The sequence below is a fragment of the Prosthecochloris sp. genome, assembly GCA_015482705.2.
Lineage (GTDB): Bacteria > Bacteroidota > Chlorobiia > Chlorobiales > Chlorobiaceae > Prosthecochloris.
In genome coordinates this window covers 261,689-283,525 of record JADMLA020000040.1, presented here as the reverse complement: position 1 = coordinate 283,525, position 21,837 = coordinate 261,689, and the positions used below count along the sequence as shown (strand labels likewise).

At 47.2% G+C, this 21,837-nt stretch carries 21 protein-coding genes; 5 read left to right on the top strand and 16 right to left on the bottom strand.

What is annotated here, in order from left to right; all coding sequences use genetic code 11:
• Positions 1–34: 34 nt before the first annotated feature.
• Positions 35–736, bottom strand: a complete 702-nt coding sequence (gene cmk, locus QZ209_RS11320; RefSeq protein WP_294347959.1) for a (d)CMP kinase — start codon at positions 734–736, stop codon at positions 35–37.
• 121 nt (positions 737–857) lie between these two features.
• On the opposite strand from cmk, the gene ychF reads away from it, so the two are divergent.
• Entirely contained in the window at positions 858–1,949 is a 1,092-nt protein-coding gene (gene ychF / locus QZ209_RS11315) for a redox-regulated ATPase YchF (RefSeq protein ID WP_294347957.1), read from the top strand.
• A gap of 132 nt (positions 1,950–2,081) precedes the next feature.
• Entirely contained in the window at positions 2,082–2,246 is a 165-nt protein-coding gene (locus QZ209_RS11310; protein WP_294347955.1) for a hypothetical protein, read from the top strand.
• A 75-nt stretch (positions 2,247–2,321) separates the two neighbouring features.
• Here QZ209_RS11310 and murI read toward each other — a convergent pair whose 3' ends face one another.
• From murI to QZ209_RS11275, 7 genes are all read right to left on the bottom strand, one after another.
• Positions 2,322–3,131, bottom strand: a complete 810-nt coding sequence (murI, locus tag QZ209_RS11305; protein WP_294347953.1) for a glutamate racemase — start codon at positions 3,129–3,131, stop codon at positions 2,322–2,324.
• 86 nt (positions 3,132–3,217) lie between these two features.
• Positions 3,218–4,027, bottom strand: a complete 810-nt coding sequence (locus tag QZ209_RS11300; protein WP_294347952.1) for an SDR family NAD(P)-dependent oxidoreductase — start codon at positions 4,025–4,027, stop codon at positions 3,218–3,220.
• Between the two features lie 18 nt (positions 4,028–4,045).
• Positions 4,046–4,564, bottom strand: a complete 519-nt coding sequence (locus tag QZ209_RS11295) for an LptE family protein (protein WP_366515767.1) — start codon at positions 4,562–4,564, stop codon at positions 4,046–4,048.
• A gap of 127 nt (positions 4,565–4,691) precedes the next feature.
• A complete protein-coding gene (locus QZ209_RS11290; protein WP_294347950.1) occupies positions 4,692–5,516 on the bottom strand; it encodes an SDR family oxidoreductase in 825 nt (274 codons plus the stop codon).
• A 120-nt stretch (positions 5,517–5,636) separates the two neighbouring features.
• A complete protein-coding gene (locus QZ209_RS11285) occupies positions 5,637–6,923 on the bottom strand; it encodes a RuBisCO large subunit C-terminal-like domain-containing protein (RefSeq protein ID WP_294347948.1) in 1,287 nt (428 codons plus the stop codon).
• Positions 6,924–7,031: 108 nt separating this feature from the next.
• The gene (gene lsrF / locus QZ209_RS11280) at positions 7,032–7,913 is read right to left on the bottom strand and encodes a 3-hydroxy-5-phosphonooxypentane-2,4-dione thiolase (protein WP_294347946.1); all 882 of its coding nucleotides are present in this window, start codon (positions 7,911–7,913) and stop codon (positions 7,032–7,034) included.
• A gap of 51 nt (positions 7,914–7,964) precedes the next feature.
• A complete protein-coding gene (locus QZ209_RS11275) occupies positions 7,965–10,082 on the bottom strand; it encodes a bifunctional aldolase/short-chain dehydrogenase (RefSeq protein WP_294347945.1) in 2,118 nt (705 codons plus the stop codon).
• Between the two features lie 255 nt (positions 10,083–10,337).
• On the opposite strand from QZ209_RS11275, the gene QZ209_RS11270 reads away from it, so the two are divergent.
• Complete coding sequence (locus QZ209_RS11270; protein WP_294347943.1) at positions 10,338–10,793, top strand: regulatory protein RecX; 456 nt, start codon at positions 10,338–10,340, stop codon at positions 10,791–10,793.
• A 177-nt stretch (positions 10,794–10,970) separates the two neighbouring features.
• On the opposite strand, the gene pyrH is transcribed toward QZ209_RS11270, so the two are convergent.
• The 5 genes from pyrH to rplM all read right to left on the bottom strand — a co-directional run bounded on the left by pyrH (position 10,971) and on the right by rplM (position 14,433).
• Positions 10,971–11,690, bottom strand: coding sequence for a UMP kinase (gene pyrH, locus QZ209_RS11265; protein WP_294347941.1), 720 nt, complete (start codon positions 11,688–11,690; stop codon positions 10,971–10,973).
• Between the two features lie 60 nt (positions 11,691–11,750).
• The gene (tsf, locus tag QZ209_RS11260; RefSeq protein WP_294347939.1) at positions 11,751–12,617 is read right to left on the bottom strand and encodes a translation elongation factor Ts; all 867 of its coding nucleotides are present in this window, start codon (positions 12,615–12,617) and stop codon (positions 11,751–11,753) included.
• A gap of 36 nt (positions 12,618–12,653) precedes the next feature.
• A complete protein-coding gene (gene rpsB / locus QZ209_RS11255) occupies positions 12,654–13,439 on the bottom strand; it encodes a 30S ribosomal protein S2 (RefSeq protein ID WP_294347938.1) in 786 nt (261 codons plus the stop codon).
• 139 nt (positions 13,440–13,578) lie between these two features.
• Positions 13,579–13,968, bottom strand: coding sequence for a 30S ribosomal protein S9 (gene rpsI, locus QZ209_RS11250; protein WP_294347936.1), 390 nt, complete (start codon positions 13,966–13,968; stop codon positions 13,579–13,581).
• Between the two features lie 15 nt (positions 13,969–13,983).
• Positions 13,984–14,433: a 50S ribosomal protein L13 gene (rplM, locus tag QZ209_RS11245; protein WP_110022337.1), complete on the bottom strand. Its 450-nt coding sequence runs from the start codon at positions 14,431–14,433 to the stop codon at positions 13,984–13,986.
• Between the two features lie 403 nt (positions 14,434–14,836).
• Here rplM and der point away from each other — a divergent pair, with 403 nt between their 5' ends.
• Both der and QZ209_RS11235 read left to right on the top strand, forming a co-directional pair.
• The gene (der, locus tag QZ209_RS11240; RefSeq protein WP_294347934.1) at positions 14,837–16,147 is read left to right on the top strand and encodes a ribosome biogenesis GTPase Der; all 1,311 of its coding nucleotides are present in this window, start codon (positions 14,837–14,839) and stop codon (positions 16,145–16,147) included.
• A gap of 54 nt (positions 16,148–16,201) precedes the next feature.
• On the top strand, positions 16,202–17,287 hold the full coding sequence (locus QZ209_RS11235) for an Mrp/NBP35 family ATP-binding protein (protein WP_294347932.1): 1,086 nt from the start codon (positions 16,202–16,204) through the stop codon (positions 17,285–17,287).
• Positions 17,288–17,535: 248 nt separating this feature from the next.
• Here the strand turns inward: QZ209_RS11235 and QZ209_RS11230 are convergent, their stop codons facing one another.
• The 3 genes from QZ209_RS11230 to gcvT all read right to left on the bottom strand — a co-directional run bounded on the left by QZ209_RS11230 (position 17,536) and on the right by gcvT (position 21,502).
• The gene (locus QZ209_RS11230) at positions 17,536–17,796 is read right to left on the bottom strand and encodes a NifU family protein (protein ID WP_110022340.1); all 261 of its coding nucleotides are present in this window, start codon (positions 17,794–17,796) and stop codon (positions 17,536–17,538) included.
• 184 nt (positions 17,797–17,980) lie between these two features.
• The gene (locus QZ209_RS11225; RefSeq protein ID WP_294347929.1) at positions 17,981–20,293 is read right to left on the bottom strand and encodes a DNA translocase FtsK; all 2,313 of its coding nucleotides are present in this window, start codon (positions 20,291–20,293) and stop codon (positions 17,981–17,983) included.
• A gap of 117 nt (positions 20,294–20,410) precedes the next feature.
• Positions 20,411–21,502: a glycine cleavage system aminomethyltransferase GcvT gene (gene gcvT / locus QZ209_RS11220; RefSeq protein ID WP_294347928.1), complete on the bottom strand. Its 1,092-nt coding sequence runs from the start codon at positions 21,500–21,502 to the stop codon at positions 20,411–20,413.
• Positions 21,503–21,837 lie beyond the last annotated feature (335 nt).

The following is a 21,837-nucleotide window of genomic DNA, read 5'->3' as shown; positions in this document are numbered from 1 at the left end:
GAAAGGTTTTATGGTTAACAAATATGAAGCCGTTCTATACGGCTGTTTTTTCCAAAGCAAGATTGTATACCAGAGCGACTTGCTCATCTATTGTAAGACCGGACGTATCAACCTCGACAGCATCCCGATGTTTTTTCAGCGGTGCATGTGTCCTCTCGGCATCGCTTCTGTCACGCAGCAGGATTTCCTGCTCAAGTTCTTCTACCGAGGGAATATTGTTACAGCCTCCGCTTTTCTGAATCAGTTCTGCATAACGACGGTTAGCCCTCTCCGAAGCATCGGCAACAAGGAAAATTTTCAACTCGGCATCGGGAAAAACAACTGTTCCAATATCTCTGCCATCCATGACCACCCCACGTCTCTCTCCCATAACTCTTTGCATCTGCTTGAGCGCATCACGCACCGGTTTCAACGAGCTGACAAAACTTACATGACGGGAAACCCTGTTATCTCTGATAGCTCCGGTCACATCCCGGCCGTCGAGCAATACACGTTCACCATCAAAAGCGATACCGATATCTTCGAGCAGTGATGCCGCATCATCGGGATGATCATGCAAATGTTCCAGCAATCCAGCCTCAAGAGCCTTGAGGGTTACCGAACGGTACATCGCTCCCGTATCGATATAGGTATATCCCAGTTTTTTGGCCAACAAACGTGCCGTAGTGCTTTTACCTGAAGCGGCAGGACCGTCTATTGCAACGATAATTTTTCTTGTTCCGCTTGTGATATCCAAAACATTTTGAGTTAGCCTGCTATTCTATAAAAAAATTTTGCTTTTTGCAAATATATTGATTATTTCAAAGGCCCATCATATATGGTTCCATAACCACTACCTATAACTTTTTTCATTACTTATGGCTTTACGTTGCGGAATAGTCGGGTTGCCCAATGTCGGTAAATCAACGCTTTTCAATGCTATAACAGCCAAACAGGCTGAAGCTGAGAATTATCCATTCTGTACCATCGATCCCAACGTAGGCATGGTGCTTGTTCCTGACAAAAGACTTCAACAGCTTTCCGAAATAGCCAAAACATCGACAATCATTCCTGCAACCATCGAACTGGTAGATATCGCAGGGCTTGTTCGGGGCGCGAGTAAAGGAGAAGGACTCGGCAACCAGTTCCTGTCACATATAAGGGAGGTTGACGCAATTGTTCATGTTGTACGATGTTTCGAAGATACCAACGTCATCCATGTCCATGGCAAGGTAGACCCTGCTGATGATATTGCCACCATCGAAACCGAGCTGATCCTTGCCGATCTTGAAAGCATGGAAAAACGACTGGACAAACTGAAGAAAAACGCCAAAAAGGAAAAAGAACTTCTGCCTGCCGTAGACCTCGCCGAAAAGCTCATCGATGGCTTAGGGAATGGCACTCCGGCACGCTTGCTTCTGGAAACCGACGAAGAAAAACTTCTCGGCAATCAGTTTTTTCTACTCTCGGCCAAACCCGTGCTGTATGCTGCCAACGTTTCCGACGGCGATCTCCCCGAGGGGAACAGTTTCACTGCTAAGGTAGCCGAAATCGCTGAAAAAGAAGATGCAAAAATGCTCATCATCAGCGCTAAAACCGAAGCTGAAATCGCAGAACTGCCAGAAGAAGACAGACCGGAGTTCCTGGAAAGCCTCGGATTGGAAATGTCGGGCCTCGACCGTATCATTCGGACCGCTTATGATTTGCTTGGTTTGCACACCTACTTTACAGCAGGGGAAAAAGAAGTCCGTGCCTGGACCATACGCAAGGGTGCTGCAGCTCCCGAAGCTGCAGGAGTGATTCATACCGATTTTGAAAAAGGGTTCATCCGCGCTGAAGTCATCGCCTATGACGACATGATTTCCTGCGGCTCGGAACAAAAAGCCAAGGAAGCTGGAAAAATGCGCTCCGAAGGAAAGGAATACGTTGTCAAAGACGGCGACGTCATTGTATTCCGATTCAATGTTTGAGAAATGCTGAGTGCTGGTGCTGAGTGCTGAGTGCTGCGGAAAAGAAAAAAAAGTCATCCTCGGGCACGCGCAGCGCGACCCGGGGATCCATCTTCCAATGAACGTCACCATGGATGCCGCATCGAGCGCGGCATGACTTTCGTAGAGGATTACACCCCATCCCTGTGTAATCTAAACGTCTATTCCGCGGAACGGCACGGCTTCTCCCCTCTTGTCATCCTCGGGCAAGCGCAGCGAGACCCGGGGACCCATCTTCCAATGAGCGTCACCATGGATGCCGCATCGAGTGCAACATGACTTTCCGCCATTCCCTATTACCCATTACCGATTACCGATTACCCATTCCCTACTACCTACACACCTGAACCTCTCTCACACGTCGACCAGTTCCACATCCGGAATATCACGACCAAGGAAAAGTTCACATAATGCTTTAAACTTCTGGGGAAGATCGCTGACAAGAAGATGAGGAAAAACCGAACTGGCGGAATCATTGAGCAGGTTGTTTTCAACCAGCACCTCTTTTGCCTTGAGAGCAATGGCTTCTGCAGAGTCTATGATAGCGATATCCGGTCCTACGGTTTCCTCTATCAAATTCCTGAGTATCGGGTAATGCGTACACCCGAGAACAAGAGTATCGACACCCTGTTCCAATAGTCCCTCGAGATATTCCCGGGCTATCATACGTGAAGCAGGATGATCGATATACCCTTCTTCTGCAAGTGGAACGAACAAAGGACAGGGCGAAGAAAACACTTCAACAGCAGGTTCGATCAAACCGATGGCAAGCGAGTAGGCATTCGACGCGATAGTCGCCCGGGTTCCTATAACCCCGATACGGTTGTTACGCGAGTGTTGAACCGCAAGGGCAGCCCCGGCCTCCAATACTCCCAGCACCGGGACACCGTTACCAACCTGTTTGACTACATCGAGCGCAAGAGCTGAAACGGTATTGCAAGCAACAATGATCATCTTCGGCTGATACTTCATCAAAATCGCAGTATCGTCCTGTGCGTATTTGCGAATCGTGACTTGCGATTTCGAACCATAAGGAACACGTGCAGTGTCACCGAAATAAATAATACGTTCCGAAGGCAGAAGAGACTGTATGGCTTTTACCACGGTAAGCCCACCAATACCCGAATCAAAGATACCGACCGGACTTGACGCTGATACTGTCATGGAATGATAGTGAATAGTGAAAAGAAAGAAGATAGTTCAGAAAACGAAAACAAATGAATAACGATAGATGAAGAATGGCGTTTTCTTCATCCCTTGGGCTCCAGCATCTTTTCACTGATATCCCAAAGTTCCTGGCGTAATTGGCGATCCTCGACAAGCGAAGAATATGAAACCTGTCGGTCGTTTTCGAAATAACAGCCGGTTATCGCCTCGACATCCTTTGCAAGTGCTAGCCACGCCAACCTCTCACCACCTCGTGCCGGATCTTCTCCAGAAAGCGGCCATCCGGCATGAAGCAACTTCGTTGCAAGAATGCCGGGATCCAGGGTATTGACGGTAACCCCTGTTCCCTCGAGCCGTTCGGCATGTTCGACCGTGAACATGATGTTACAGAGCTTGCTGAAGGCATAGGCATCATAACCCGTATAATGTCGCTCTCCCTGCATGTTTCCGAAGTCGAAACCGGCACTGAGATGATCGACCGAACTGACATTGATAATACGGGCTCTGCTTTTGAGCAGGAGTGGTTCCAGCAGAAGAGTCAGGCGGAAATGAGCAAGATAGTTCACGGCAAAGGTGGTTTCAAAGCCATCGACCGTCAGTTCCCTTCGTGCTCTATAAAGACCGGCATTATTGATCAGCACATCTATTGACTGCTCACTTTCAAGCAGTGTTTCAGCCATTACGGCAACCTCATCGAGAGAACTGAAATCGGCTTTAATTTTCCTGATCTTTGCATTTCCGGAAAGTAAAGCGATCTCTCTTTTTACCTTTTCAAGCCGATCACCGTTTCTGCCATGCAGAATAACCACTGAACCTTTGCTCGCAAGCTGTAAAGCCGCCGCGCGTCCGATCCCGTCCGTGCCTCCCGTTATGCAGATAACTTTTTGTCTCATGTACCAGTCACACTCGACCTACCAATTAGAGATCATGCGGTTAAAAAGGTCATCGACAATCTGGTCGACGACCGTATCGATCGCCTCTTCTTTTCCGGCAAAGTCACCGATATTGTAATCATCGAATCCAGTAAACGGGGTGTTGGTAAAAAAGGCTTTGTTTTCCACACGGTCGGTGAATGATGCACGGACGACAATCGTAATCCTATTGGTTATCGCACGTTCGGTTTCGCTGCCAATCTGGCTCGGTTCATCGCTGAACGACACAATTGCCGCTTCAAGCACGGCATCTGCCCTATTAATGTCCGACTCTATACTCAAAGAACTTTGCAATTCAATCGTATCGATCAGTTTTTCCGTGAACTCGGCACTCAGTTGAGCCACACCAGCCCCTGATTGCTCCTTGAAGGTAGGCACGGCAACCGTCTTGATATGTGGAGGTATCGATGCCCCTGTAAAAGAATAGCAGCCTTGCAAAAAAAGCACAAGGCCTAAAAAAACTGGAAGAAATCCCATAAGCCCCTTGATCCTGAACACAATCCTCTCTCCTTTTTTGATAGCTACGAATGTTATCGATCAGCTTTCCTTCGTTGCCTTTTTCTCCCCGTTCACACGGACATATGATATATGTCTTCACACATCATCGAGCAGCTTGTTCAGTACGCTAATAGTTTGTCCGATCGATTCTATGAAACAGTTTTCGAAATGGATAGGAAAACAGAAGCCATTTTTTACGCTTTCCATCGAGTGCAGAAAGGTAATCACCACTGTTACATCCGCCTTTTTCGCTGGCCATTTTCACCGCCAATGATGCTGCCACAGAAGGCGGTTGGGAAAAAATATCGACTATGGTCTGAAATGTTGCCTGCTGACGCTTCATTTCAGGAGTCTGCGGGCCGGAACGTATCATTTCTGTACGAACGAGCCCCGGATGCAACAACATGATGGAAACCGGATGGTTTTTATATTCTTCCGCAACAGCGAAAGTAAATCTCGCTATTGCAGCTTTCGATGAACCATACGCGCTGATATAGGGAGTATTCGATTTTTTATCGGTACCCGAACCGGCCATGTTGATGATTTTTCCTGAATTGCCGGTTTCAAGAAAATAGTTCAAGGCTGCCCTCGTACCATAATATGTACCCTTCAGGTTAATATCTACGACACGTCCCCAGTCCTCGGGGTCACTATCGGTAATGTTATAGAACGTGTCGGATATTCCTGCGTTGTTGATAAAAACATCGAGTTTTCCAAACCGCTCGACAGTCGCTGAAACCAGCTTTTCAAGCTCCACACAGTTCGACACATCGCAAACGTGACCGAAAACGTTCTGTTCGGGAAAATCATTCAGTGCAGTATCGACATTGATCTTGCTGCTGGAAGTGATAACAACCTTCGCACCTTCCCGTACGAACGCCTGTGCGATGACTTTGCCGATCCCTTTGGTTGAACCGGTAATGATAGCAACCTTATCGAAGAGTTTTGCCACAGCTGTCAAGTCAAAAGTGAAAAGGCAAAAGCCAAAAATATGCACTCAAGAGTCAAAACATACATCATCGGGGATTGAACGTGTTGCTTTTTGACTTCTAATTTTTTGAATTTTGACTTATTATTTCCCCAGCATTGCCATGAGCTCCGGATGAGTATCCGCATAGCAATCAAGAGACTGACCACTCTCGATGGCATCCCATGCTTGGCGAATACTCGACGCACCTGCTTTAGGACCCATTGGATGCCCGAAAATCCCTCTTCCCGGAACAAACCCGAAATCGACACTGCCGACTTTCCGGTAAACGCTCTCGAGAGTCAACGCGGAATCACTCCCGCCCGGAACAGGTAGTGAACGTTTTACCGTTCCCATTTCATTGAGACACTCCTCGATATTTTCACGAACTTCCTGTTCGGGAGTCATCATACGATTGCCAAACCCCGGCATGATGATTGCATCGAGGCCTGCCAGACGCTGCAACTTGGTTACAACTCTGGAATGAACACCGAACTTTTTAAGACGGGTAAATGCCGCGATAAAAGGAAAATGCCCTATCAAGGGGACTTTTGTATGTTTACGCAGCATCCGTACAGCACTCAGTCCTACGGGAACAGCGTTCAGAAGAAGTGCATTTGCACCATTTGCCACAGCGATATCATGCTGTTCGATCATTTTATCAACCTCATCGGTGATATTGGCGAGGTAGATTTTTTTATCTCCGGTCACCTTTTCAGCCCTGAGCCGTGCTTTGCCAAGAAGTTTCGTACGCTTTCTGGTCGTTGACCAGGGAACATCCGCCAACATCTCGTCATCTTTTGCTATATCGAGACCGCCAAGCCAGCTTTGATAGGCAATCTCGGCAAAATGCTCGGGCTGCAGCCCGATGTTAGGCTTGACGACTCCGAAAAAAATAGGCCGGTTATATGCCCCAAGCATATCGCGAATGCCATCGATACCGAACTTTGGCCCCTCGAACTGTGCGAGGTAATTGTCCGGAAACGATATATCCAGCAGCTTGACAAGCGGGATACCCGGCGTAAAAAACGTCCCTTCACCGCAGACAGCGGTAATCAGGTTGGGAAGCTTGGGTCCAAAATTCCCATGAGGATGCGCTATGGTAACCCGGCATGCATGAATTTTCCCAACAGCAGCGTGTTCCACCGGATAGCTCAACGCATCAAGCTCTTCGAGAACCTGCCAATCGAGGACCTTGGCGCCATACAACGTCCTGAAATCCTCGTCAAAGCCAACCCTGCTCCACTGAGCGGTTGACTGCTCACTACAAAAATGAGCCAAAGCTGTTTCGATGTCACCGACACACTCGAGGTAATACTCGAGTGTGAGGTAATCATCCATGTCGAGCTTGTCGCGATCTGCAAAAAAACCTTTTATCTCCTCTGCATTCATAATACGTCGTTCAGTGCAGGAATTGTAAAAAAACAGGATTACCTGCCTTTTCCTGTTCGTACTTCGGCCGATACCCGATGAAACCGTCCCATTGGATTGCGCCTTTCCCTACCCTTCAGCTTTGATGCTGTTGAAATAGTCAAATGCTTCTTCAGGCGTCAAGTTTTCATGAACAATCCGATTCACGGCTTTCATCATAGCCACCGGAGCTTCGCTCTGAAAGATATTTCTTCCCATGTCAACCCCGGCTGCTCCTTCTTGAATCGCTCTATAAGACATGGTAAGTGCATCGAGTTCGGGAATCTTCTTACCGCCGGCCATAACGATTGGAACAGGACACGATGATACGACGGTATCGAAATCTTCAGGAACGTAGTATGTTTTGACTATCTGAGCTCCAAGCTCGGCACACATTCTACAAGCAAGACGGAAATACTTCGCATCACGGACCATATTCTTTCCGACAGCGGTTACAGCCATAACGGGAATACCATACCGGTAACCCCAATCGATAAGTTTGGTCATATTATGAATCGAGCGGGTTTCGAACTCACCCCCGATAAAAACCTGAAGAGTGATGGCAGCGACATTCATGCGGATCGCATCGTCAATATCAACGGCTATCTGTTCATCGGAGAGCTCCTTGAGGATGCTTGGCCCGCCACTGCTACGCATGACAACCGCTTTGGTCAACGTTGGAGGAACGGTAGTCCGAAGAATGCCTCTCGTCAACATGATAGCATCCGAGTACTGCATAAGCGGTACTATATTGAGGTCGACCCGCTCGAGTCCTGTTGTCGGCCCCTGAAAATAACCGTGATCGATCGCAAACATGACGGTCTTTCCGGTATCAGGCCTGAAAATCCTGGACAAACGGTTTTTCATACCCCAATCCAGAGCACTTGCTCCTTTAAGAAAAAAACCATGAGTATCTACCGGTACATCGGTAAAGTAATTTTTCTCCTGTTTCACCTGATCTACTTCCGGCATAGTTTATGCTCCTGTTATGCGTTTTTTTAATGGATAGAAACTCTTGAAATCTTATCTCAGCGCAGCTGCAATGTTACCGCCATCCACCGTCGTAATCGAACCTGTTGTTTTTCTCTCGAGTGCAAGGTGTATAAATGCATCGGCAACATCTTCGGCCGTAACCTCGAGCTCGAGAAGGTTACCAGCCATATACTCCCGGACACTGAGTCCCCGTGCTTTCGAGCGTGACGAAATCATATCCTCGTTCAGCAGTCCACTGCGAATCCTGTCCGCATTGATACCGTTCGCACGGATACCATCACGACCGTGATCGAGGGCATACTGACGAACAAGAAAAAGCGTTGCTGCTTTGGGGAGACCGTACGGCCCGAAATCCGGACCGGGATTGACTGCCTGTTTTGACACGTTGTACAGCAGGTTTCCACCCATGCCCTGCTGCTTCATGATCGCAACAGCTTCTTGTGAAATTGCCTGGTGGGAAAAGAAATTCAGTTCAAAACTTTTTCTCAACACATCATCGGCGACTTCGCCGATCCTTCCCTGTATAGCAGCACCAACGTTGGAAACAACGATATCGACCCCTCCGAATTTACGGCATATTTTTGTAAATGCACTCGAAACGGATGAACGGTCGGTAACGTCACAGACAACGGCAAGTGTATCGGGTCCCAGTTTGTTCTTTGCTTTTTCGAGACTCTCGGCGTCCAGATCGAGAATTGCGATTTCCGCCCCCCTATCCTTGAACGCTTTGGCTGTAGCCAAGCCAATAGCACCTGCGGCACCGGTCACCATGGCAACTTTTCCGGCAAAAACATCATGTTGCACTTTTTTCACCTTGGCTTGCTCCATATCCCAGTACTCTATTCCGAAAACCTCGTGTTCGCTGATAGATTCGAAACAGCCGATCGATTCCGCCTGAAGCACAGCTTCTGCCGTACTTGTAGCGATATCAGCCGTAGTACGGGCATCCTTGAGTGTTTTACCGAGCCCAAACAACCCAAGCCCCGGAACCAGAACAACTCTCGGTAGCGGATCCAGCATATCGACATTTATGCCGGAAGCCTGTTGTTGTTTTGTAAAGTAAGCCGAATACTCTTTTTTATATGCATCCACAGCATCATGAACGCCTTGCCGGAACCTTTCAGGTTCCGACGCGTCGGGAACAGAGAGAACCAAAGGTAGATTTTTGGTACGGATAATGAAATCCGGCGTCATGCTGCCCTTACGGGTCAGAGATTCAAGATCGTCACAGTTGACATATTCCATGATCTCCGGAGAAGTCCGAAAATCAAGCACAAAGCTTTCATAATCTCGACTCTCAGGTACTTTTTCCATTGCACAAGCACCCCTGATTACCGGAGCGACTTTCTCGACAGGAAGAAGTTTTTCAGGCAAATCAACTGAAGGGAACACGTTTCTTTCCGCCTGCTCGATCCTATCTTCCAATTTTGAAACTGCACCGATCATCAGATCGTAGGCTTTTTTGGATGTCTCTCCAAAAGTGACCAATCCGTGCTTCAGCAGCACAAGACCCTCCACGTCTCTGTTTTCCGCATAGATTTGTTCGGCAGAACAGGCAAGCTCGAGGCCCGGCCTCATATATGGCACAATACCAAACCGGTCACCAAACACCTCTCTACAGAGCTTTTCTCCATTTGGCTGGTTGGTTAACGTCAGCAGAGCCTGAGAATGGGTATGATAGATATATTTATGAGGTAAAAAAGCATGGAGCAGGGTTTCAATCGAAGGGGTCAGACCGTTTTTGACCATGTGATCGGTCAGACTGAAAAGGTTCAGGAACAGAAAATTTTTGAGCTCCCTGTTTGAAAATCTCTTGAGATCCTCATTGGTCAGATTCTCACCGGACAGCACCATTTGCATCAGTTTGTCGAGAGGTTCAATTCTGACCGGTGTAAAATCGTACGCTGTAACATCTGCCAGATCAACTCCGCTTCCTTTTATAAACAGCACGTTGACTTTATAGCCGAGAACATCGGTCAGCTGACTTTTTACAGACGTATTACCTCCTCCATGCATGACAAGCCTGCTTTCTCTGCCCAGCAGGCGAGAGGCATAGACAAGTTCGGCGAGCTCTCGAGGCAGTCGGGCATCAACTTCCAGTGATTCCAATGTCGTATCGAATCCAGTTTCTTCCCAGAGGTTTTTCATAGAAAAAAACGTCTAATATCTGAAGAGGCGAAAATTACTAAAGAGTATCATTATGTAAGGCTTTGAATATAGCAAAAACCTGAAACCCTGAAAACCCCGCAAGACAGTCGTTCCATTATTTTTCCGGTTGTTGTTACTTTGGGATAACAGCGGTAGTAGTTAATGGAAATACGAGAAGCAGATAGTTTGATTGCTTTGCCATTAAGCTATCAGGCATCACCCCTAACAAGCCATTAGTTACAAACGGGAAACACCATGACCGAAAACTCAGACAAAAAGGCTTTCGAACTTGCCATTCGCTACCTCGGCAACCGAGAACATTCACGCAAGGAAATCATCACAAAACTCGAACGCCGGCAATTCAGCCCCGAAGCTATAGCTAAAACCCTGGAGCGGCTCGATGAGCTCGGCCTGCTCGATGACAGATCGTTCGCGTTGAACTACATAGGAAGCAAATCGAGAAAAAAACCCTCGGGGCGTTATAAACTCAGACATGAATTGCTCCGAAAAGGCGTATCAGAAGAAGTTATCGAAGAGGTTCTCAGTGAGTATGACAGCTCGAGCCATTGCCTCGATGCGGCATTGAAAAAACTGCCCTTCCTCAAGGGAGATGACCGTTACAGGCGGCGAAGGCTGCATGCCTTTTTGATGAACAGAGGATTTGACAGCCAGACGATCCGACAAACCCTCGACCAGATTTTTCGATCCTGAATCCCTCAGCAACCAAACCTGACTCGTGTAGGAGGAACGGTTCGTTTCGTGTGATTGCGGTACCCGATCCGGAATGCTTCGAAGGGTTCTCGGGTTACGTATCCACAGAAAAGGAGCCTAACGACTGTCATCGGTCAACCGGAAAATGCCGTACTCACCTAGAAATGCCATACCGGTTTACTCTTCTCCACGGTTGACAAGCGTCCCGACAGCTTCACCGTTCAATAATCGCACAAAATTACCTTCCACATTCATGTTCATGACGACAATAGGAAGAAGATTTTCGCTGCAGAGAGTAATGGCTGTGAGGTCCATTACCCTGAGATTCTTTTTCAGAACATCGATATATGAAATGTTACGGTACATTTCAGCGGTTGGATTTTTTTCCGGATCAGAGGTGTAAACACCGTCGACCCGTGTTCCTTTGACAATGACGTCAGCCTCGATCTCGACAGCCCGGAGTGAAGCTGCCGTATCGGTTGTGAAGTAAGGGTTACCCGTACCGCCACCGAAAATTACCACACGGCCTTTTTCAAGATGACGTATTGCACGCCTGCGGATAAACGGTTCTGCGACCTGCTCCATCTTGATCGCGCTCATGAGACGTGTAAAAACCCCTTTTCTTTCAAGCGCATCCTGAAATGCAAGAGAATTGATGACAGTGGCAAGCATGCCCATATGATCTGCCTGAACACGGTCCATGTCTGCCGCTGCCGAAGACAAACCTCGAAAAATGTTACCGCCCCCTATTACCAGTGCAATTTCCGCGCCGAGTTCAAGTGCCTTTTTAATTTCTCCCGCATAACGATCCACCATGCGGGCATCGATTCCATAACCCTCATCACCGGCAAGTGCCTCACCGCTTAGTTTGAGAAGGATGCGCTTATACTGTAACATGAGTGTATCTCCAGAATATTTTACACCAAAAAAAAGCCTCGTAAAACGAGGCTTTTCGATTTATTCACCCAACTGATATCTGACAAAACCGTCTATCGTCATTTGCATATCGTGCTGTTTTATAAAATCTCTGAGCACATCGTCAACCTTTGCATTGCTATCCTTTATAAAGGATTGCTCGAGCAACACCACCTCCTGGTAGTATTTTTCCAGACGACCGGTCACAATTTTATCGACAAATTGTTCGGGTTTCCCCTGACTCAAAGCCTGTTGACGATAAATTTCTTTCTCCTTGTCGATATAATCAGCCGGAACACCGTTACGCTCAACAACGACAGGTGAAGCCGCGGCGACCTGCATGGCTATATCTTTAGCGAAAACAATGGACTCCGGGGTACTTTCAGCAGACACCTTGACCATGGCTCCGAGCTTTGACCCTGGATGTACGTAACCGGCAACAAGCCCTGCTTCCGATTTCACATACTCCAACCGCTTGAGTTCTATTTTTTCTCCGAGTTTTCCCGTCATGGTCTTAATGGCATCCTCTACCGGTTCATTGCCATGAACATCACCCAGAGAAACACTCATCATACGCTCTGCCGAATCGATACCACCCTCGAGTGCAAATTGAGCAATTGCTTCGGCGAAACCTGTAAAATCTTCACCCCGTGCCACGAAATCGGTCTCACAATTGAGTTCGAGAATAACCCCGGTATCAGCGGCATCGTTGATTCTGACAACGATCACGCCTTCTCTTGCCTCACGTTCAGCACGCTTTGCCGCAAGTGCCGCACCTTTTTTACGAAGATACTCCATGGCTTTCTGCATATCGCCGCCGGTTTCATCCAGTGCTTTTTTGCAGTCCATCATACCAACGCCGGTCTTGTCTCTTAACTCTTTAACCGTTTTTGCAGATATCTGACTCATTACACTCTTTGTATGGTTTGAATGGTAAAATAATAATTAATCCTGTGCACTCCCTTCCTGACCAGCTTTGTCACCTTCTTCTGCGGTTTCTTGGGCCTCAGCCATTGCAGCTTCTTCAGCAGACTGCTGACGAGCACTTGCAATCGCATCTGCAACACCTTTGACCATCAATTCAATGGAACGGATAGCATCATCGTTTGCAGGAATAACGAAATCAACCTCATCGGGGTCACAATTGGTATCGACAAGAGCGAAAATCGGTATCCCGAGTGACCGGGCCTCTCTTACCGCTATATGCTCTTTTTTGATATCGACGACAAAAAGTGCCGCTGGCAACCTGGTCATCTCTGCAATACCACCGAGTATTCTCACAAGCTTTTCTTTCTCACGCATAAGCATGAGGCGTTCCTTCTTGGTGATCATATCGAAGGTGCCATCGGTCTCCATCCTGTCAATTGCATTCATCCTACGAATGCTTTGACGGATTGTCGAAAAGTTGGTAAGCATACCGCCAAGCCATCTCTCCGAAACATAAGGCATACCTGCGCGTTCAGCCTCTTCTGCGATAATGGATTTCGCCTGTTTTTTCGTCCCTACAAACATGATCTCCCGTCCTGTCATGGCGATTGCCTCGATGGCTTTCATAGCCTCTTCAGCCATTACAAGAGTTTTTTTGAGATCGATGATGTGTACGCCGTTCTTTTCCATGAAGATGTACGGCTTCATTTTGGGACACCAGCGGCGTGCCAGGTGACCGAAATGCACACCGGAGCGTAGCATGTCTTCAAGCTGAAATCTCGATACTGTCTGTGTCTGCTGCATAATTCTAACGGTTTTTCCTCTACCCTGCCCATATCGCACGGAATCCGGTACAGACCATACTGGACACCTCCGTACAACGTCACCCGCCGAAGCGGATCAGCAGAATATGCGTTGTTGATATAATAGTAAAATAAAGAACTTAACGTTTCGAGAACTGGAATCTCTTACGAGCTTTTTTCTGACCATATTTCTTCCTCTCAACCATACGGGGATCCCTGGTCATGAGCCTGTCTTTACGGAACAACAAACGGTTTTCAGCATCGACTTCGACAAGAGCCCTTGCGATAGCAAGACTTACCGCACCTGCCTGGCCACTGATACCACCACCCCGCACATTGATTTTGACATCAAACTCGTCCTGCTTTCCGGAAAGCATCAAGGGCTTGAGCGCTTCGCTTCTTTTGTATTCGTCCCTGAAATACTCATCAACAGGTCGCTTGTTGACCGTAACGGATCCTTTACCCGGAACAAGAAAAACCCTCGCCACCGAGGTTTTTCTGCGACCCACTGCATTGATAACCTCTTTCATCACCATTTTTTTTTATTAGTTAACTTTCATTTCAACAGGACACTGGGCAGCATGCGGATGCTCGGGGCCAGCATATACTTTGAGCTTCTTGAAAAGAGCTCTTCCGAGATTATTGTGCGGAAGCATTCCCCACACAGCTTTTTCGATAACCTTTTCAGGGTTTTTCACGAGAAGCTCCTTGACGTTTTCAACCTTGACACCGCCAGGATAATTCGAGTGTGAAAAGTAGGTCTTTTGATCGATTTTTCTTCCACTCAATCCGATTTTACCGGCATTCGTTACGATAACGAAATCTCCCGTGTCTACATGTGGGGTAAACTGCGGCTTGTGTTTTCCACGCAGTACCTTCGCGATTTCACTGGCAAGACGGCCCAACACCTTACCTTCCGCATCAACGACATACCATTTGCGCTCAACTTCACCGGGCTTGGCCGAATATGTCTTGAAACTAATCGTCTTACTCATCCTCGTACATTGTTTAGAGAAACATTCCAAAAAATTGTGTCTGGCAATGTAATTTATTTCAAATAATTCTACAAACATTATACCTTGCCAAAAACAATTGCAACTGTCAATGATCTGGCGAAAGCATTGTACATTACCTTTTAATGCAACAAGAGCCTTGATCGCATGCGGCAGAATCGCCTGGCAGGCAGTTAACAAAGAAAAGCAAAAGTATTTTCATTTGCTGAATATTATGACGATGATATAGTGTAATTTTGAAACCTGTATGCAAGAACCATGAAGGCTTCAACCACCTTACACGTTCCGGAAGACAGACCTGTGAACACTACATTGTCATATGTCTCATAACGTCATGGCCATTCAGCCATCGAGCTGTCTGGCTGGCAAGCCATTAAAACGAACAATGAAACCTCTTGTAGCTCTAGTCGGCCGACCGAACGTCGGGAAATCAACCCTTTTCAATCGTATTACACGGAGCAAAAGCGCAATTACCGACAGTACCCCCGGGGTTACGAGGGATCGCCATATTGTACAGGCGGAATGGCAAGGAAAGCAGTTCATGGTCATGGATACCGGGGGATATTGCCATGAAAAGGACACGATAAGTACCGCCATGCTCGAGCAGACACTTGCGGCAATACGTGAAGCCGACGTCATTTTGTTCATGGTCGACGTACGCTCCGGGCTGACCTATCTCGATCTCGACATGAGTAACATGCTTAAAAAACATTTCCAGGATAAACCGGTTTATCTGATCGTAAACAAGGTTGAAAGCCGCCAGCTTGCTTATGAAGGTGAGGAATTTCGTAAAACCGGCTTTTCCGAACCCTGGTTCATATCTGCCAGGGAAGGAACAGGGGTCGCTGACCTGCTCGATGAAATTGTGGACTCTTTTCCCGAAACATGCCTGGAGGATGAACAAGACGATACGACCAGACTTGCCATCATAGGACGCCCCAATGTCGGTAAATCAAGCTTTGTCAACGCTCTTCTCGGCACAAACCGGCACATAGTCTCAAACACACCCGGAACGACGAGAGACGCTATCGACAGCAGATTCAAGCGTAACGGAAAGGACTTTTTGTTGATCGATACCGCAGGACTTCGTAAACGAACAAAAATCGACAAAGGCATAGAATTTTACAGCTCTTTGCGGACGGAAAAATCCATCGAACGGTGCGATGTAGCATTGCTGTTGCTCGACGCAGAGCAAGGCCTTGAAAAACAGGATATAAAGATTATACAGATGGCGGCCGAAAAGAAAAAAGGAATCCTTATCCTTGTGAACAAATGGGATCTTATTGAAAAAGATTCGAAAACAAGTAAAAAATATAGTGACAATCTCTATGCTCAAATCGGGAATCTCTCCTGGATTCCGATCCATTTCGTTTCGGCACTGACCAGAAAAAACCTTTTCAAAGCGATCGACACCGCTTATGAAATATCGCTGAACCGCCAAAGAAAAATAAGCACAAGCGAGCTCAACAGGTTCCTGCAACAGGTGCTTTCGGAAGTTCCACCTTCCTCAAAGTCAGGCCGTGAACTCAAAATAAAATATATGACCCAGATCGGCGCTCATTACCCGGTATTTGCGTTTTTCTGCAACAACCCGGACCTTGTACTCAACAATTATAAACGGTTTCTCGAAAAGCGTCTTCGGCAAACATTCGATTTTACCGGAGTACCATTATCATTACGTTATAAAAACAAATAAGCCTACTAAAACGCTTATACGTACTTTTTCAGAACCTCATAAATAGTTTACGATATGCCAGTAATTACCGAGAAGCAGGTACTTGAAGCTCTTGAAAACGTCATGGACCCTGACCTGAAAAAAGATCTGGTCTCTTTGAATATGATCGAGGACATACGCATCGATGACAGCAACAACATCTCTTTCAGCATCCAGCTGACTACACCAGCCTGCCCGATGAAGGAACACTTCAGAAACACCTGTACTGCCGTTATTCGCGACCGACTGCCCGAAGCGGGTGAAATAACAATAGATCTTCCTGCAAAAGTCACCTCAGGGACAAGCTGCGGCAACCATGGAGAAAAAGCAAATCCCTTACCCAATGTCAGAAACATTATCGCCGTCGGTTCGGGCAAAGGAGGAGTCGGCAAATCGACAGTAGCAGTAAACCTTGCAGTGAGCCTCGCCCGAACAGGAGCGAAAGTCGGCCTGATCGACGCCGATCTCTACGGACCAAGCATTCCGACGATGTTCGGCCTCGAGAACAAGCGCCCGGAAGTAGTTGACAAAACCATCGTACCAATAGAAAAATACGGTGTGAAACTGATGTCAATCGGATTTTTGATCGAAAGCGACAACCCGGTCATCTGGAGAGGCCCCATGGCATCATCCGCCATAAAGCAGTTCATCACAGATGTCGCATGGGGTGAACTGGACTATCTCATTTTCGACCTTCCTCCCGGCACAGGGGATATTCAACTCACTCTTGTGCAGACGCTTCCCGTCAACGGTGCCGTCATCGTCACAACTCCCCAGGATGTTGCCCTGGCTGATGTTTCGAAAGCGGTCACCATGTTCAGAAAAGTCAACGTACCACTGCTCGGCCTCATAGAGAATATGAGCCACTATCTTCTGCCCGATGGCACAAAAGATTACATATTCGGCAAAGGAGGCGGGGAAAAGTTCGCCAAGGCGCAGGGAATAGCACTTCTTGGCTCCATACCGATCGGGGGTAGTATCAGAGAAGGAGGAGATAGTGGGAAGCCGGTTGTCGTGGAGTCTCCCGACAGCATAGCTGCAAAGGCAATCGACACTGCAGCCTGTGAGGTTGCAAGAGAAATTTCCATACATAATGCCGCAGCGTGCGCCCACCACAATTGACGAAAGTCATGCCGCCCTGTGTAATATAAACAATAAGTATTACACGGGGTGATCCGGCACCCATAGAAGCGTTATGATACGATGGATTCCAGGGTAAGACCTGTGAAACAGTTGTTTTGTTCCTCAGAAGCCAGGCTCGCGAAGAGTAATCACAAAGGGGAGCAGAACCATCAAGTATTATCTGCTTACAATACGAAAGGCTGCCTTTTCATGACAGCCTCTTTTCATTACGAATTTACCACTCGCTTTTACACCGATTCCACTCTTGCGATTTCAGGAATAGCTCTCTTGACTGCCTGTTCAACCCCTGCACGAAGTGTCAGTGTACTCATCGGACATGAACCGCAAGCTCCGAGAAGTTTGACGTCGACAACCATATCTTTGGTAATGCCGACAAGCTGGCAGTCTCCGCCATCAGCCTGAAGGTAAGGGCGAACATCTTCAAGTGCCTTTATAACCCTGTCATACAGTGGATCGGTATCCGGTAAATAATCTTTATTGGTATTCATATTCTTTGTTTTTGTGTACGGAAACAATCAAGGGTATAGTGTCCCATGACCTAATATGAACTGTCACAAGCAAAAAACAAAATGGTTTTCCCAAATCAGGCGATTGTCAGAAACAACAGGTTCGATGTTTTTTTTCAAAGCCCACTCATTCAGAGTCACGCTTCCCGATAAAACGGAGGTTCTCTCAGTCGAGATTTCTCAACAACAAATCAAGCGCATCGTGACTGTCAACCAAAACATCACGAGCCTTGCTACCGTCTGCAGGCCCCACGATACCGGCTGCTTCGAGTTGATCCATAATACGGGCAGCCCTGCTGAAACCCAGTTTCAGACGACGTTGAAGCAGGGAAACACTACCCTGCTGGTGCATAACAACGAGATGTGCGGCTTCCTCAAACATGGAGTCCCTTCCATCTTTATCCTGAAAACCGCCATTTTGCATACCATTTCCTTTTTCCCTGATATCCGGCTGGGGAAGATGATAGAAATTTTTCAAACCGTCCTGTTTCCCGATAAACGATGTAATAGCCTCCACTTCGCCTGAAGAGACATAAGGACATTGAATGCGTTCGGGTTTTGGCTGTGAGGTTGGCTGATACAGCATATCACCATTCCCAAGAAGCTGTTCGGCACCCGACCCATCGAGTATGGTACGGGAATCAACCTTACTTGCGACCTGAAAAGCGATCCTTGCAGGAAAGTTCGCTTTAATGACCCCCGTTATGATATCGACAGACGGCCTCTGCGTCGCAACAATAAGGTGAATGCCGACAGCTCTCGAGAGTTGTGCAAGGCGGGTGATCGGTTCTTCAACATCCCTTCCTGCGGTAATCATGAGGTCTGCCAGTTCATCGACAACGACAACAAGATAAGGTAATGCCTGGTCAGGCTGTTTGCGGTTGTAATCCGCAATGTTACGAACCCCGGCTTTTTCAAGCAGATCGTAACGCTGCTCCATCTCTTTCTCGACCGATTTCAATGCATACACCGCTTTAGCCGGATCGGTGATTATCTGTTCGTCAAGACCGTGAAACTTTACAAGAAAATGGTTTTTGAGGTTCTGATAATGCAGCAGTTCGACGCGTTTGGGATCTATCAGCACAAATTTGACCCTGTCAGGACTGCATGCATAGAGAAGACTGGTCAACATGACGTTGATACCTACCGACTTTCCCGAACCGGTTGCTCCTGCAATGAGAAGGTGCGGCATGGTAACAAGATCTTCAAGATAGACCTGGTTGGCAATGGTTTTCCCCAAAACAACCGGCAGGGCCAGCCTGTTGTTCTTGAATTTTTCAACCTGAAGAACCGAACGCATCCAAACGGTTCGCGGCTTGCCATGCGGAATTTCAACACCAACGGCATTTTTCCCAGGAATCGGAGCAATGATCCTGATACCTCTTGCCGCCATCGCCATCGCAAGATCATTTTCCAGTGACGTCACCCGGCTTACCTTGACATCGGGTGCGAGTTCAAGTTCAAAAAGAGTCACTCTCGGACCGACGGTTGCAGATATTCTCACAACCTCCACCTTGTATATCCGCAACTTTTCAAGCAGCCTGTTCTTACTGTCTTCAAGCAGCGTTTCATCAATATAATCGTCTTCATCACGAGCATGACGAAGCAGATCAACAGAAGGAAAACGATAGGCAACCCTGTCTTTTGTCTTTACCTTGAGTCTGCGTTTATCGAGATCGGCCTCTTTCTCATGCACTCCTTCACGAATGGTTATTTCCGGCTCATCATCAGTTTGGACTGGTGGAAGAGAGTTCGTTATCTCTTCCTGAGGTTCTTCATTCAGCTTTTCGACAAAAGCGTTGTCCGGTTTTTCAGGAGGAAATGGCAGGCTCAACTCCGCATCTTCGGTTTCAGGTTTCGATTCCTCCTTTCTCCTGCTCTCGAAGGAAGAAACAATGCGTCCCTTGAACGCTCCGACACCGGTGATCGCAGAACGCAGCTTGTCAAGCGGATTTTCAACAAGAACTCTTACAGCGAAAAGAGTTGCCGCCACCGCCAGTGCACCAAGCAGAATCCATGCACCCGTATAGCCGATAACCGTTGAAAGAAATGCTGCCAGCATCCTTCCTATCACACCGGACATGACATCACCGAACGGAGCGGTAGTCAACCCGAACATGGAAGCCGCAAGAAGAGAAATGAAAACCGTATAAAACGTAAAAAGCAACGGAGGCTTGAGGCTTTTATGACGCAAAAGAGACCACGCCCAGTATATAACAGCCAAACCAGGAACAATTGAAATATAGCCTAGAAAAGATCTGATGAAAAGTTCCGCCAGGCGTGCTCCGAAAATACCGAAAGGATTGTGAAGCTTGGAAACCGTTTCCATAGCGTTACGGCCAAAAAACTCATACCACTTCAATCCTGCAAGAACCGTTTGGTCATCTCTATCATAAAACAGCAACGCCCCGATATAAAAAAAGGCAATGATGCCCAGCACTATCCCTGACAGCTCTTTTTTCAGCTTATCCTTATTCATGAAAGTAACTATGCCTGAAGTCTAATTCATTGTTCATTGATCGTTCATTGGTATGAAACGTGTCCCATAACCATCCATCCCCCATTACCTAATCCCCATTACCCATTCTCCCTATTTTCACCCCCGATTGACAAACGGCAATTTGACAACCCTACCACTGTAACGCTTATTCCTGACATCCATGAAAACAATGCTTCCCGGCGCCATCGAGCTCCGCAAAACATGTGCTGTCCCTATAGGTTTCTTCAAGGTTGGTGACATGGTACCGCTGCAGACATTTCCGATTTCATTTCCGGCACTGTCGTACAACACATACCCCTGGCGAGGAATCGCACGCTCTTCCATAACAAACCCAACAATGGTCCGCTCAGGCTGGCGATCAACTTCCATACAAGCTTCCTTGCCGATAAAATCATCCTTGTCAAGTTTCGTCACCCACTTCAATCGAGTTTCAACTGGGTTGGTTTCACGGCTTATTTCATGACCATAGAGCGGGTAGCCCATTTCAAGCCGCAAAGTGTCCCTTGCTCCAAGCCCAATGGGCTGAATACCAAATTCACTGCCTTCCTGCATGAAAACCTTCCATAAATCCTCAGCACGGTCATTCGGGACCGAAATCTCGACACCTTTTTCTCCCGTATACCCAGTACAGGCTATCATGAGCTCACTGCCCTGAAAGCCGGTCCTGAGGAACTGAAAAGGAGAAAGCTGTTCGCATACCGATGAAGAAAAGACACGTTCAAGAATATGCATCGACTTAGGCCCCTGCATGGCAATGAGTGAAAGTCTCTCCGTGTGATCTTCAACCGACACACCCTCGAACTTTTCGACATGCTCCCTGAGCCAATTGAAATCTTTTTCCATATTACTTGCATTGACGACAAGAAACCATGTTTCATGATCTATTCTGTAGATGATAAGATCATCGACAATTCCGCCATCGGGATAAAGCATCAACGTATACTGCGCCTGACCGTTTTTCAGGGAAGCCGCATCATTGGAAGTCATGAACTGAAGAAACTCGAGAGAACGTGCCCCTGTAACATAAAAGTTGCCCATATGGGAAACATCGAAAAGCCCCACTGCAGTACGAACGCACTTATGTTCTGCAATAATTCCGGAATACTGAACAGGCATGAGGTAACCGCAGAAATCGATCATTTTCGCCCCTCTTTCCTCGTGCCACGAATACAACGCTGTTTTTTTCATGAATCGTCAACCTTACATCGTTATGGTACCGACAGCATCCGCTTTTCACCACGATAACGCTGTCATTTTCTGCAATAAACATAACAATATAGAATTCCGGGAAATAAATCTGCGGCACTGTCATTCTCTTCCATATCGGACTGTGCACCGCAGAAACAATGGAACCCTTCCAAGAGATATGTCTCTAAGGCACATAAGGGAATTCAGTACAACGTCATTCCGTTACTTCTCTACACGGACTCTGTCGTACTATCGAAAACAATGGGGTTGCATCTATGAGAGATCCTTATATCTACTACGCCTTAGGATTTTTATCGCTTTCATCAATTTTCATA

Excerpts from the sequence above, each read along its gene's own strand:
- ychF (WP_294347957.1), top strand. The coding sequence starts at position 858 with ATGGCTTTACGTTGCGGAATAGTCGGGTTGCCCAATGTCGGTAAATCA.
- QZ209_RS11310 (WP_294347955.1), top strand. The coding sequence starts at position 2,082 with ATGACTTTCGTAGAGGATTACACCCCATCCCTGTGTAATCTAAACGTC.
- murI (WP_294347953.1), bottom strand. The coding sequence starts at position 3,131 with ATGACAGTATCAGCGTCAAGTCCGGTCGGTATCTTTGATTCGGGTATT.
- QZ209_RS11300 (WP_294347952.1), bottom strand. The coding sequence starts at position 4,027 with ATGAGACAAAAAGTTATCTGCATAACGGGAGGCACGGACGGGATCGGA.
- QZ209_RS11285 (WP_294347948.1), bottom strand. The coding sequence starts at position 6,923 with ATGAATGCAGAGGAGATAAAAGGTTTTTTTGCAGATCGCGACAAGCTC.
- lsrF (WP_294347946.1), bottom strand. The coding sequence starts at position 7,913 with ATGCCGGAAGTAGATCAGGTGAAACAGGAGAAAAATTACTTTACCGAT.
- QZ209_RS11275 (WP_294347945.1), bottom strand. The coding sequence starts at position 10,082 with ATGAAAAACCTCTGGGAAGAAACTGGATTCGATACGACATTGGAATCA.
- QZ209_RS11270 (WP_294347943.1), top strand. The coding sequence starts at position 10,338 with ATGACCGAAAACTCAGACAAAAAGGCTTTCGAACTTGCCATTCGCTAC.
- pyrH (WP_294347941.1), bottom strand. The coding sequence starts at position 11,690 with ATGTTACAGTATAAGCGCATCCTTCTCAAACTAAGCGGTGAGGCACTT.
- tsf (WP_294347939.1), bottom strand. The coding sequence starts at position 12,617 with ATGAGTCAGATATCTGCAAAAACGGTTAAAGAGTTAAGAGACAAGACC.
- rpsB (WP_294347938.1), bottom strand. The coding sequence starts at position 13,439 with ATGCAGCAGACACAGACAGTATCGAGATTTCAGCTTGAAGACATGCTA.
- rpsI (WP_294347936.1), bottom strand. The coding sequence starts at position 13,968 with ATGAAAGAGGTTATCAATGCAGTGGGTCGCAGAAAAACCTCGGTGGCG.
- rplM (WP_110022337.1), bottom strand. The coding sequence starts at position 14,433 with ATGAGTAAGACGATTAGTTTCAAGACATATTCGGCCAAGCCCGGTGAA.
- der (WP_294347934.1), top strand. The coding sequence starts at position 14,837 with ATGAAACCTCTTGTAGCTCTAGTCGGCCGACCGAACGTCGGGAAATCA.
- QZ209_RS11235 (WP_294347932.1), top strand. The coding sequence starts at position 16,202 with ATGCCAGTAATTACCGAGAAGCAGGTACTTGAAGCTCTTGAAAACGTC.
- QZ209_RS11230 (WP_110022340.1), bottom strand. The coding sequence starts at position 17,796 with ATGAATACCAATAAAGATTATTTACCGGATACCGATCCACTGTATGAC.
- QZ209_RS11225 (WP_294347929.1), bottom strand. The coding sequence starts at position 20,293 with ATGAATAAGGATAAGCTGAAAAAAGAGCTGTCAGGGATAGTGCTGGGC.
- gcvT (WP_294347928.1), bottom strand. The coding sequence starts at position 21,502 with ATGAAAAAAACAGCGTTGTATTCGTGGCACGAGGAAAGAGGGGCGAAA.